Here is an 11,650-nt window from a genome sequence, read left to right as displayed (position 1 = left end):
TTTTTGCGTCGTTTGCGTTAGGGTAGCTTATTCCCAGGTGCATATGATTATATGGTTTTAAAATTGACAATGTAGCCGTGCGTTTGATAATATAGAATAAATATTTATATTGCAAAACGGGGTGAAAAGAATCATGGATGTTCAAGGAAAAGGGAAAAACATACAATCCATACAAAGAGCCATAGATGTCATAAGCTGTTTTGACGAAAATAACATAGAGATGAGTCTGAACGACATAGCGAAGCATCTTGACCTTAACAAAAGCACTGTCCACGGGATCATAAACACTCTTCACAACAACAGGTTCATACAGCAGAATTGCAATGGAAACTACATGCTAGGACAGGCTCTTTTCGATAAGAGCGTATTGGCTATGCAGGCAAGCAAGACAAGGCTTAGGACAATGAGTAAAAGCTATATGACCGGTATCAGCAACAAGTACAAGTGCACGACACATGTGTTTACTGTGAACGGGAACAGGCTTCATTTTCTTGATATGACAACCCCTGTCAACTCGCACTATATCTTCAGCGTTGCTCTGAGTAGCCAGATGCAGCTCTATTGCACCGCTTCGGGTAAGATACTGCTTAGCAGAATGAGTGTTGCGGAAAGGGATGAATATTTCCAGAACACAAAGATGGTTCCCATAACCGGCAAGACTATGATTGCTAAGGAAGCTCTTATTTCCAATATAAACGAAATAATCAAAAAAAATTATTCGCTTGAGGATGAAGAGGCCGATGAGGGTTGCCTGTCCATTGCAGTGCCTATAGTAACAAAGAAGGATACGTTGGTGGGAACTCTGAGCATATCGGGAGCTGATGTTAAGATTAGAAGCATGATTGAAGAAATAGCGGAAAATCTTCAGAGGGTGAGTAAAAAACTAACAGAGGATTTATTTTAATTCTAAAGTTAATTCAATAAGTTTTATAGATTAAAGAGAGTCTGCGCAGTTCATTGCGCGAAGGCTCTTTTTTTGACATTGTCGCATACATATACACCAATTTGCAGAATTATACGAAAAATCAGTTTGCCGTTTGACATTGTCGCAAAGCGTTGCTTTATGGCGATTTTCGTTGACGATGGCTTTTGAAGGCAGATATACTTGCATTAAGCTTTCAATATGGCAAAACAGAAAAACAAAAAAAAGGAGTGGGAAATAATGGAAAACAAACCGATTTGTTATGTTCCAGAAAGAGTAATCCCGGAGGTTTACAGCGGGACACCTACCTTTTTAGGCATTCCTAAGATTTCCAGCAAAGAGGAACTGGAGAAATACGACATTGTAGTCATGGGCGTTCCGTGGGAAGGCATCTGCACTTGGGGGTCATACAGCGCCTGCGAATTGTCCACTAAAACCATAAGAGCGGCGTCGGCCAGATATGGCGGGTACATGCTCGATTACGATATAGACATATTCGATTATTTCACGGGCGGAGACTATGGGGATTCCATCGTTCAAAACGGCAACTACGATGTGACCTTCGATGGAATCAAGAAAAAATACGGTGAAATAATTGATGCCGGGAAATTCCCGGTTGTTTTTGGTGGAGACCATTCCATCTCTAATCCCCTGATAGAAGTTTTTGCCAAGAGATACAATGGCAAAATCGGCGTCATTCATTTTGACGCTCACATGGATAACTGCGAGAGCTTCGGAGAGGAAAAATTGGCGAGATGTTCACCATTCTACAGGGTATATGAGCAAGAGAACATAGATGCAAAAAATATTGTACACATAGGAGTTCGAGGCCCGAGAAACCATCCCGACGCCTTGAAGAACGCGAAGAAGTTTGGCGCGACAGTAATCCCTGGGATGGACATCAAGCTCAATGGATGGAAACAGGCCATTGAAAGAGCAATCGAGGTAGCAAGCGACGGAACGGATGCTATTTATGTAACTGTATGTTCCGATATTTTAGATATTGCCAACAACCCCGGAGGCCCCCCCGATCCATGCGGCATGACATCATTCGAATTGGCAATGATGCTTAACGAATGCGGCAAGGCCAAGACTGAAGCATTCGATTATGTGGAAATTTATCCTCTTGAAGACAAAGCCAACGTGTCTTCCCACACTGCCGTATGGATGACCCTCCACCTTCTTGCAGGAGTAACTAAAAGAAAATTCAATCTCTAGGAGGCAACAATGAAAGAGAAAAGGATAGCTCTTATAATTCCTCATACTGATACAACACTGGAGACTGATTTGCAAAAGAATCTCCCCGGAAATTATATTATTCACACCCATAGGATGTGGCTTGACGAGGTAGGAGAAGAAGCAGAAAAGAAAATGGTTGACGAGGAACTGCCAAAGGGTTTGACTTTTCTAAAAGGCATCACGAATTTTGATGCTGTTGTCTTCGGATGCACTTCGGCATCCGCCGTATATGGGGTAGAAGGCTTGAAACGCTTGGAAGCATTCATTTCAGGCGAGATGGGTTGTAGAGGAATCAGCGCTTTCGGAGCGGTTCTTGATCAAATAAGAAGAAGGAAGCCCGGAAAAATTTCGCTAATAACCCCATATACCGCGGAGGTCAATGAATTTATGGTTAGAAGTTTAAATGAGTTCGGGGTGGAGGTATCTTTTCATCAAGGCCTGGGATTGATAGATGACAGGGATATTTCCAAGGTAAGGCCCGAAACCATTTTGAACTTGATAGAAAGCAGTAAAGTTGATATTAAAGGAAAAAGCGATTTATTATTTATTTCTTGCACTAATTTTCGGTCAATGGAGATTAGGGAAGAGATTGAAGCCCTATTGGAAATGGATGTAGTAACAAGCAATCATAGTATATTTGACTGGCTTATATCTTAATAGGACTCCCGATATCGGGAAAAAAGGAGTAGGAATATGGAACAAAAATTGCAAAATAACCTGCAAAAGAAGTATACCTTTAAAGACAAGATGAAGGCCATGGGGCCTGGAATCATCATTGTTGGATCATTCTTGGGCCCGGGCACAGTCACCACAGCCACCAGAACAGGAGCAAGCTTTGGATACGCACTTCTTTGGACCATCATATTTTCAGTAGTTGCAACAATAGCACTTCAGGAAATGTCGGCAAGACTTGGAATTATAACTCAAAAGGGACTCGCTGAGCATATAACAGACATATTTGAAGAAAATCCGCTTATGAAGAAGATTGCCATACTGTTTGTTGGAGGATCAATAACCCTTGGCGGAATAGCATACATGTCGGGAGACCTTCTTGGAACGTCCCTTGGTATTTCAAACCTGACGGGAATTCCTACAAACTATATTGCACCTGGTATCGGCATAATAATACTCATATTGCTTAATGCTGGAACTGTAAAATGGCTTGAGAAAATACTCGGTGTTTTGGTAATTACAATGGTTTCGGTTTTCGTAGTTACAATGATTGTAGTCAAGCCCGACATGGGCGCCATGATGGCAGGTTTGGTTCCTAGAATTCCAGAAGGTTCCCTCATGTATTGTGTTGCCTTAATTGGAACAACAATCGTGCCTTACAATCTCTTCATTCATTGCACAAATGCTAAAAACAACTGGCACAAGCCTGAAGACCTCGTGCTTTCAAGATGGGACACATATGTTTCAATCATGATTGGTGGTCTCATAACGGCTTCGGTAATGATTACGGCTGCAACTGTAATGAGAGGCATGACAGTTAACTCTGCTGCAGACATGGCAATTCAGCTTGAGCCGACACTTGGCGCATTCGCAAACATCTTCATGAGCATAGGCCTATTCGCCGCAGGATTCTCGTCGGCAGTAATTACGCCTCTTGGAGTATCCTATGTATTGGGGGGACTGCTTGGATGGAAACTGGACAAGAGCGACAAGAGATTCTTCTACACAAATATCGGAATCTTGGTTCTTGGAATATTCGGGGCGGCTACAGGCTTCAACCCGCTTACAATCATCATCATGGCACAGGCACTAAACGGAATATTCCTTCCTGTCATAGTCATATTCTTGGTATATATCACTTGTTCAAAGAAGGTACTTGGCAAATATGCAAATAGCACATTTGTTAATATAATTGGAATCGCAATTAGCATTATCACACTTGTTATCGGTGGAAGCAGCGTAATTTCAGTATTCAAGTCGTTTCTTGGCTAATAACGAACAAATCCAATATCACATTAATTGAGAACAATATTAATCTGAGCCAGGCCCTGATCCACGATTAATATATGTTTGAAAAAATCATCAAAAATGGAATGGGCTTGCGCTCATTCCATTTTTGACTAAATCGAAAACATAAAATACAAAGGAAGATGAATTATGAAATACGATTTCGATGAGATTATCGATAGAAGAAACACCGATTCAATAAAATGGGGATACAATTTTATTGAAGACGAATATGGCGACAAGAATCTGCTCCCGCTTTGGATTGCGGATATGGATTTTGTTTGTGCAAGTCCAATTTTGGAGGCCCTTGAAAACAGGGTGAGACATGGAATCTTCGGATACAGCCAAGCGGGGGAAGCCTTCTATGATGCTGTTATCAATTGGAATAAAAAAAGGCATGGACTAGAAGTTGATAGAGACTGGCTCGTGTTTGTACCGGGAATTGTGCCAGCAATCAAATATGCCATAGAAACGTTTGCAGAGGCGGGAGATAAGATTGTAGTTCAGAATCCCGTGTTCGGGCCGTTTTCAAGTGCCATAGAAAATGGTGGTTGCGAGGTTGTGCACAACCTCTTGAAATGCGATGACGGGTTCTACACAATGGATTACGATGACCTGGAGAAAATGACTAGAGATCCCAGGGTCAAGCTCATGATTCTTTGCAGTCCTCACAACCCTGTGGGTAGGGTATGGACGAAGGAAGAGCTTGAGAAAGCTGGCGAGATTTGCCTGGAAAATGGTGTCATAATGCTCGTAGACGAGATTCATTCGGACATCATCATGAAGGGGAAAAGGCACGTACCATTTGTGGGTCTTGCGGACGAAATTGCCAGGAATGCAATAGTGTGCGTTTCCCCAAGCAAGACGTTCAACCTTGCAGGCATGCAGGCAGGGAATCTAATAATAAAGAATGAGGCCATTCGCATGGCTTACCAAGCAACGCTTGATAAGAATAGCGTAGGCTGGACAAATCCATTTGCCATAACATCCCTTATAGCGGCATACAACGAGGGAGAGGAATGGTTTGGTCAGGTCATGGATTATCTTGAGGACAATATTGATTTCATGGAAAGCGTCATTAATGAGAGAATGCCCGAGGTGGGTTTTACAAGACCGCAGGGGACATATCTGGCTTGGCTTGATTTTAGTAGATTTGTGAAAACAAACGGCGAGCTCGAAGACCTTATGCGCAAAGGAGCGAAAGTTGCTCTCGATGAAGGACATCTATTTGGACCGGGTGGAGAGGGCTTTGTGAGAGTGAATTTCGCATGCCCAAGATCGGTGCTTGAGGAATGTTTACTAAGAATGGAAAGAGCAATACGGTAATAAGCTCGCGGAAGACAAGGCAAAAGGGTGGATTTAAAATAATATAAAGCAGGGCCTGACCCTGTAAAGAGGAGAGTTGTCATGTTTAAAAACATTCAAGAAATGATCGATTATTGCCAAAGAAACAAGGTTAAAACTATCGATTTCAAGGTTGTAGACCTTTCCGGAAGATGGCATAGATTGTCGATAACATCAACAAAGCTTACCCCAGACATCATGGAAAAGGGCATAGGATTCGACGGATCAAGCTACGGATTTCTTACGGTCGAAAAATCCGACATGGTGATGATACCGGATGTGACAAGTGCATATGTGGACATATACAAAAGAAACAAGACGATTGTTGTGATTGCGAACATCTATGAAATAAAGGATGGCAGAATCGTGAGATTTGAGGATGACCCAAGATATGTAGCCGAAAAAACGGAAAATTTCATGAAAATCAACGATATTGCCGATGCCTGCCTATTGGGACCGGAATTCGAATTTTTCGTTCTTGACCATGCCTCATTCAAAACAACGAATGCGCATATGGAGGTCAGACTAGATTCAGCCCAGGCCGAGTGGAATATGGGAAACAACCAGGGACAAAATCTTGCGGTTTCAGTGCCCGCCCATGGGGGATACCATCTGGATTCACCCTATGACAGCAGCTACGAGTTCAGAAACGAAGCCTGTCTTCAAGCCGAGGAAATCGGAATTCCCATCAAGTACCATCATTCCGAAAATGGCGGACCGGGACAGGTTGAGATAGAAGTAAACTTCGCAGGGATAAGGGAGGTAGGAGACAGCGCCCTTAAACTCAAGAACCTGCTGAACAACTGCGGTATGGAATTTGGCAAAACCGTTACATTTATGCCAAAGCCCTTTGTGGACGAGTGCGGAAGCTCCATGCATGTACACATGATGCTCAATAAAAACGGCAAGAATCTAATGTACGACAAGGACGGTTATTCCGGATTGTCGAAATTGGCCCATCACGCAATTGCGGGTATTCTTATTCATATTGACGCCATTACAGCTATTGCCAACCCATCGACAAACTCGTACAAGCGCCTTGTGCCCGGATACGAGGCTCCGATAAGCGTATGTTTCGGAACCTCAAACAGAAGCGCATCAATAAGGATTCCCGGATACGCAATCAGCGCCGACGAGAAGCGTTTCGAGTTAAGGTCGCCTGATGCGACAAGCAACGCATATTTTGCTTTTTCGGCAATAATGATGGCTGCATTCGATGGAATAATCAACAAGATTGATAGTTCGCAATTTGGACCATATGATGTCAATTTGTACGCGTTGCCTGAAGAGGAGCAAAGCAAGATCAAATCGCTTCCAACCGGTGTGCTTGACGCCGCCAATGCATTGGAAAAAGATAATGAGTTCTTGCTTGCCGGCGGGGTGTTTACAGAGAATATAATTAAGAATCATGTAGCAAAAATAAGAAGCGATTTCTATAAGGTAAACAGGATGCCGCACCCGATAGAGTTCGAGATGTATTTCAACGCGTGATCCAACACCTTATAATAGAAACATCCATTAAAACCCCCGGAGCCTTTGATTTGACATCAAAGGTTCTGGGGGTTTTTTGAGCGTTTGTCATTTGCAAAAGATATGGAGTAAAGCCTAAAGTTTTTTCGAATAAAAAATACCAAAGATGCATAAGGCTATGATCAATCCGAAGATGATTCTGTAGCCCTTTAGCATGTCAAGCAGAGCGCCCGAGGCTAGTACGCCAATTATTGCGCCTATTCCGTAGGCAGTGAATACGACCCTATAGTTTTGGCTGTAGTGTTTTGTCCTGAATAGGGATATTGTAGTCCCTGGAGCTATTGCAAGCGATCTGCCCAGGTTAAACCAGAATATTGAGAACGAAATCGCAAAGAAGGTGGAACTGCTTCCGCTTGAAAATATCATTAGACTGGCAGCGAGGATTATCAGAATGTAGGAAATATTCATAGCCCGCAGAATTGATGTGCGGTCGGTGAGCCATCCAAATACCGGCCGTCCTACTCCATTGAATATGGCGAAAAGGGGCAGCAAAGTGTATACGGTTTTGGGAGGGAGGTTCGAAAAACCTACGCCTACGCTGCTGGTCATTCCAATCATCATGAGGCCTATCATTGAACCTATAAGGAAATTGATGTATAGAGGCTTGAAAGCCGCAGAACGCCAAACGAAATCCCTAACCTATAGAATCAACATACCCCTTTTGATATGGTTTATAACTTTCCTTTGTAAGGACGCAAATTTTCCTCGAAAGAATAGATGAAATATTATGATAATAGATAAAAGATGATATAATTAAGGAATTATATCATCTGACGCTAAGGAGGAATGACATGGGAAATGTAAGCATCGTTTCGGAAAATTGCAAGGGTTGCGGATATTGCGTGGTGGTTTGTCCCAAAAATGTTTTGGAAATAGGTGACGATTCCAATAAAATGGGATATCGTTATGCGGTTGTAGCAAGACCGGATGAATGCATAGCGTGCAAGCTATGCGCCATAATGTGCCCGGATTCGGCTATAGAGGTATTCAAATAGGAGGAAAACAGGTGAAAAGACATTTTATGAAAGGCTGCGAGGCTATTGCCGAGTCGGCCCTAAGAGCGGGATGCACATTTTTTGCAGGGTATCCCATAACGCCTCAAAATGAAATACCGGAATACATGTCTAAAAGGATGCCTGATTATGGTGGAGTTTTTGTTCAGGGAGAAAGTGAAGTTGCGTCGGTAAACATGGTTTTCGGCGCGGCAGCTGTAGGAGCAAGGGCTATGACATCTTCTTCAGGGCCGGGTATCAGTCTTAAATCGGAAGGGATTTCATATATTGCCGGGTCGAAGCTTCCGGCTGTTATTGTAAGCGTGATGCGCGGCGGGCCGGGATTAGGGTCAATAATGCCTGCGCAGCAGGACTATCTGCAGGCAACAAAGGCATCAGGCCATGGTGGATTTAGGATGATGGTGTTTGCGCCGTCAACTATTCAGGAAGCGGTTGATTATACCTACAAGGCTTTTGACTACGCCGACAGGGATAGGAATCCAGTCATGGTATTGGTTGACGGATGTTTGGGCGCAATGATGGAACCTGTCGTTTTGCCTGAATACCACGTGGCTAGCAATAGAGGAGAGGATTGGGTCCTTGACGGTTGCCTTGAAAGGGAGCCTAGAACCGTATTGTCCGTATCCCTTACCGCGGAGCCTCAGGAGCAATTCAACATTGAGATGGAAAAACTCTATGAGTCTTGGGCAGCGAAAGACACAGAGGTGGAGTTTTACGAAATGGATGACGCAGAAATTGTTTTGGCAGCCTACGGAACAAGCGCGCGAATAGCCAAAACGGCAATAGACATGCTTAGGAAAGAAGGAATAAAGGTCGGTCTCATAAGACCAATAACCCTATATCCTTTTCCGTACGAGGCTTTTGAAAATATGGATTACGATATTGTGAAGCATGTGCTGGATGTCGAGATGTCCATTCCGGCGCAGATGGTGGATGATGTAAGGCTGGGAGTGCTCGGCCGGGCTGAAATATCCACCTTCGGAAGATCGGGAGGAGTCATAATCGGTGTGGATGAGATTGCTGACGCGGTTCGAAAACTTGCAAAGGGGGGCGCCTTGAATGGATAAGATTTACGGAAGGCCGGAATCAATAAGAAACAAGGTTAGCACCTATTGTCCAGGATGCCTGCATGGAGTAGCCAACAAGATAGTGGCAGAGGTTTTGGATGAGTTGGGCCTAAGGGAAAAATCCATATGCGTATTGCCTGTTGGTTGTGGAACGCTTGGGCTCTTTTATTGGAACGTTGATATGATAAGTTCAGCCCATGGAAGGGCGCCTGCGGTTGCGACCGGTATAAAAAGGTGTTCGCCTGACAAATTTGTATTTTGCTATCAAGGTGACGGAGACCTTGCGGCAATAGGGCTTTCGGAAATAATGCATGCAGCAAATAGGGGCGAGAACATATCGGTTGTTTTCGTAAACAACAGCATCTATGGGATGACTGGAGGACAGATGGCTCCTACAACGCTGGAAAATCAGTATTCCACTACAACTCAGAAAGGGAGAAATCCACTTACCGAGGGGTATCCAATGAAGATGTGCGAGATTATTTCGGGGCTTCAGGCTCCGCGCTATGTGGCTAGATTTTCAATGGATTCCCCACAGAATATAATCAAGGCGAGGGCGGGCATAAAGAAAGCATTCGAACTCCAGATTGAAAATAAGGGTTTTTCATTTGTTGAGCTTATGTCAAATTGTCCTACCAACTGGTGCGTAACACCGCTCGAAAGCTTGGAATGGATGCGTGAGAATACACTCAAAGTGTTTCCTCTAGGTGTTTACAAGGAGGTGGAGTGATATGAAAAGCAGCCTTATTATTGGAGGATTCGGAGGACAAGGAATAATGCTTATGGGCAAGCTTTTGGGATATACAGCTTGTGAGGAAGGCTTGGAAGCGACATTTTTACCTTCATATGGACCGGAGCAGCGCGGTGGAACGGCTAATTGCCGCGTGGTTATTTCAAATGGGAGGATAGGATCGCCTATAGAGCCCAAGACAGATGTTCTCATAGCGATGAACGAACCTTCTTTGCTTCGATTTGAAGATTCCGTCAAGGATGACGGTTTCATATTCATAAACAGCAGTATAACTTCAGCAAAAACGAAGTTTGGCACAAAAGTTTTCTATGTGCCTGCAGATGACATTGCATATGAAATCGGTTCCAAAAAAGTGGCGAATATAGTAATGCTTGGAGCGTACATGGCAAAGATTGGAGTTCTGAGTCAGGAGGCTTTCGAAGCGGTGCTTTCGGAAAAACTTGAGCATAAACCCGAGCTTCTAGCAATGAATCGCCAGGCGTTAAAAAAAGGTGCAGAAGCACTATAATTGTACACAGGTATTTATCGCCGCCCTTCATTGATAAATGAGGGGCGGCGTGATATACTTTGCATGAAATAAAAAAATGCTTTGTTTAAGGGAAAAGGGTGCAAAGCCCTTGCTGTAGTCGCAGCTGTAACCGAGGATGTAAACCGAAAATTGCCACTGTACGCATGTATGGGAAGGTTTGGTTTGACAGATGATCCGGGAGCCAGAAGACCTGACTGAGCGTTTTTCAAATCTGCTCCGGCTCTGAGAGATTGAAAAAATACGGATCTTGGTCTTTTGGCAATCAATGAGTTGAATAGGTCGGGAACTGTATGGAAGCTCTCTCCAAATCGGAGGGAGTTTATTATTTTTTTTGGAGGAGTTTTATGAAAAAAAGAGTTTTAACGACTATTTTAATAGTATTGGCGCTTTTGACCGGATGCGTAAATGAAAAAGCCGAACAAGCGGATAAAAGAGAATTGACGATTCTCGTTACAAGAGACTATGGACGAGAAATTATTGAAGAAAAGACTATAGTTCCAAACGATGATGATACCGTAATGGATTTGATGCAGGATAATTTTGATGTTGAAACTGCATATGGAGGAGGATTTCTAAATTCTATAAACGGGCTGGCTTCAGGTTATACGGGAGAGGGAAACAGCCAAAAAAAAGGAACAAAAATGGATTGGTTCTATTATATTAACGGTGTAATGGCCGAGGTTGGAGCAGACCAATATAATGCAAAGGACGCCAACACAATCTCTTGGGATTTTCATGATTGGGGCGGTATTATGTATGTTAAGACAAGGATAGATGCATGGCCCGAGAGGCTGGATGGAAGGAATGTTGAAATTTCATGGAGCAGTGGCTTTAAAGCTGAAGCGGCTAAAATAAAGAGCCTTGCCCAAAATGCTGGAGGCAGCGTGATTGATACCGATGCGGAATCCATGAATATGGATGATCTTGACAAGGATGCAATTTTCGTGGGCACATGGGAAGACGCGTTAAATAATAAATTTATAGGAAAGGCTTTCGAAAACAGGGATAGAGCGGGCCTTTATACTACCTTTAGCGATGAAGGACTCTTGATATTCGATGACGGCGGAAACATAACTGGCAGCTTCGAAACAGGAGCAATAATAGTAGCAATTCAAAAGTCGTACGGCAGCGAAGCAGCGGTTTTGATCGTAATTGGAAATGAAAACAGTCTTGTTAAGAAAGCTGTGGATATCTTTATGGACGAAGAAAGTATGAAGGGCGCTTTTGGACTTGCAGTAACGGAGGATGGTGTTTACAGTGCACCATAAACTACATCCGGCAAATGCAATAGGATTG

General features: G+C 43.4%; 12 protein-coding genes and 1 riboswitch. Of the genes, 11 read left to right on the top strand and 1 reads right to left on the bottom strand.

Going from position 1 to position 11,650, the window contains the following annotated elements; all coding sequences use genetic code 11:
* Positions 1–133: 133 nt before the first annotated feature.
* The 6 genes from JJE29_07655 (at position 134) to glnA (ending at position 6,955) form a co-directional block, all read left to right on the top strand.
* Positions 134–904, top strand: a complete 771-nt coding sequence (locus JJE29_07655) for an IclR family transcriptional regulator (GenBank protein ID MBK5252489.1) — start codon at positions 134–136, stop codon at positions 902–904.
* 258 nt (positions 905–1,162) lie between these two features.
* On the top strand, positions 1,163–2,140 hold the full coding sequence (locus tag JJE29_07650) for an agmatinase family protein (protein ID MBK5252488.1): 978 nt from the start codon (positions 1,163–1,165) through the stop codon (positions 2,138–2,140).
* A 9-nt stretch (positions 2,141–2,149) separates the two neighbouring features.
* A complete protein-coding gene (locus JJE29_07645; protein MBK5252487.1) occupies positions 2,150–2,818 on the top strand; it encodes a hypothetical protein in 669 nt (222 codons plus the stop codon).
* Between the two features lie 48 nt (positions 2,819–2,866).
* Positions 2,867–4,105: an Nramp family divalent metal transporter gene (locus tag JJE29_07640; protein ID MBK5252486.1), complete on the top strand. Its 1,239-nt coding sequence runs from the start codon at positions 2,867–2,869 to the stop codon at positions 4,103–4,105.
* Between the two features lie 165 nt (positions 4,106–4,270).
* A complete protein-coding gene (locus JJE29_07635) occupies positions 4,271–5,446 on the top strand; it encodes a pyridoxal phosphate-dependent aminotransferase (GenBank protein MBK5252485.1) in 1,176 nt (391 codons plus the stop codon).
* An 81-nt stretch (positions 5,447–5,527) separates the two neighbouring features.
* Positions 5,528–6,955, top strand: coding sequence for a type I glutamate--ammonia ligase (gene glnA / locus JJE29_07630; protein MBK5252484.1), 1,428 nt, complete (start codon positions 5,528–5,530; stop codon positions 6,953–6,955).
* Between the two features lie 114 nt (positions 6,956–7,069).
* Here glnA and JJE29_07625 read toward each other — a convergent pair whose 3' ends face one another.
* Entirely contained in the window at positions 7,070–7,543 is a 474-nt protein-coding gene (locus JJE29_07625) for a hypothetical protein (protein MBK5252483.1), read from the bottom strand.
* A 242-nt stretch (positions 7,544–7,785) separates the two neighbouring features.
* Here JJE29_07625 and JJE29_07620 point away from each other — a divergent pair, with 242 nt between their 5' ends.
* The 5 genes from JJE29_07620 to JJE29_07600 all read left to right on the top strand — a co-directional run bounded on the left by JJE29_07620 (position 7,786) and on the right by JJE29_07600 (position 11,622).
* The gene (locus JJE29_07620) at positions 7,786–7,989 is read left to right on the top strand and encodes a ferredoxin family protein (protein ID MBK5252482.1); all 204 of its coding nucleotides are present in this window, start codon (positions 7,786–7,788) and stop codon (positions 7,987–7,989) included.
* 11 nt (positions 7,990–8,000) lie between these two features.
* Complete coding sequence (vorB, locus tag JJE29_07615) at positions 8,001–9,074, top strand: 3-methyl-2-oxobutanoate dehydrogenase subunit VorB (protein ID MBK5252481.1); 1,074 nt, start codon at positions 8,001–8,003, stop codon at positions 9,072–9,074.
* Positions 9,067–9,804 carry a 2-oxoglutarate oxidoreductase gene (locus tag JJE29_07610; GenBank protein MBK5252480.1) on the top strand — a complete coding sequence of 246 codons (738 nt, stop codon included), beginning with the start codon at positions 9,067–9,069 and terminating at the stop codon, positions 9,802–9,804. Before vorB ends, JJE29_07610 begins: the two co-directional genes overlap by 8 nt.
* Position 9,805: 1 nt before the next feature.
* The gene (locus tag JJE29_07605; GenBank protein ID MBK5252479.1) at positions 9,806–10,333 is read left to right on the top strand and encodes a 2-oxoacid:acceptor oxidoreductase family protein; all 528 of its coding nucleotides are present in this window, start codon (positions 9,806–9,808) and stop codon (positions 10,331–10,333) included.
* A 65-nt stretch (positions 10,334–10,398) separates the two neighbouring features.
* Positions 10,399–10,567, top strand: a riboswitch (cobalamin riboswitch).
* A gap of 131 nt (positions 10,568–10,698) precedes the next feature.
* On the top strand, positions 10,699–11,622 hold the full coding sequence (locus JJE29_07600; protein ID MBK5252478.1) for a DUF4430 domain-containing protein: 924 nt from the start codon (positions 10,699–10,701) through the stop codon (positions 11,620–11,622).
* The last annotated feature ends 28 nt before the right edge of the window (positions 11,623–11,650 follow it).

The organism is Peptostreptococcaceae bacterium, assembly GCA_016649995.1.
GTDB lineage: Bacteria > Bacillota > Clostridia > Peptostreptococcales > BM714 > BM714.
The sequence above is the reverse complement of the archived record's forward strand: the minus strand, read 5'-3'. Positions and strand labels throughout refer to the sequence as shown.

Excerpts from the sequence above, each read along its gene's own strand:
- JJE29_07655 (MBK5252489.1), top strand. The coding sequence starts at position 134 with ATGGATGTTCAAGGAAAAGGGAAAAACATACAATCCATACAAAGAGCC.
- JJE29_07650 (MBK5252488.1), top strand. The coding sequence starts at position 1,163 with ATGGAAAACAAACCGATTTGTTATGTTCCAGAAAGAGTAATCCCGGAG.
- JJE29_07645 (MBK5252487.1), top strand. The coding sequence starts at position 2,150 with ATGAAAGAGAAAAGGATAGCTCTTATAATTCCTCATACTGATACAACA.
- JJE29_07635 (MBK5252485.1), top strand. The coding sequence starts at position 4,271 with ATGAAATACGATTTCGATGAGATTATCGATAGAAGAAACACCGATTCA.
- glnA (MBK5252484.1), top strand. The coding sequence starts at position 5,528 with ATGTTTAAAAACATTCAAGAAATGATCGATTATTGCCAAAGAAACAAG.
- JJE29_07625 (MBK5252483.1), bottom strand. The coding sequence starts at position 7,543 with ATGACCAGCAGCGTAGGCGTAGGTTTTTCGAACCTCCCTCCCAAAACC.
- JJE29_07620 (MBK5252482.1), top strand. The coding sequence starts at position 7,786 with ATGGGAAATGTAAGCATCGTTTCGGAAAATTGCAAGGGTTGCGGATAT.
- JJE29_07610 (MBK5252480.1), top strand. The coding sequence starts at position 9,067 with ATGGATAAGATTTACGGAAGGCCGGAATCAATAAGAAACAAGGTTAGC.
- JJE29_07605 (MBK5252479.1), top strand. The coding sequence starts at position 9,806 with ATGAAAAGCAGCCTTATTATTGGAGGATTCGGAGGACAAGGAATAATG.
- JJE29_07600 (MBK5252478.1), top strand. The coding sequence starts at position 10,699 with ATGAAAAAAAGAGTTTTAACGACTATTTTAATAGTATTGGCGCTTTTG.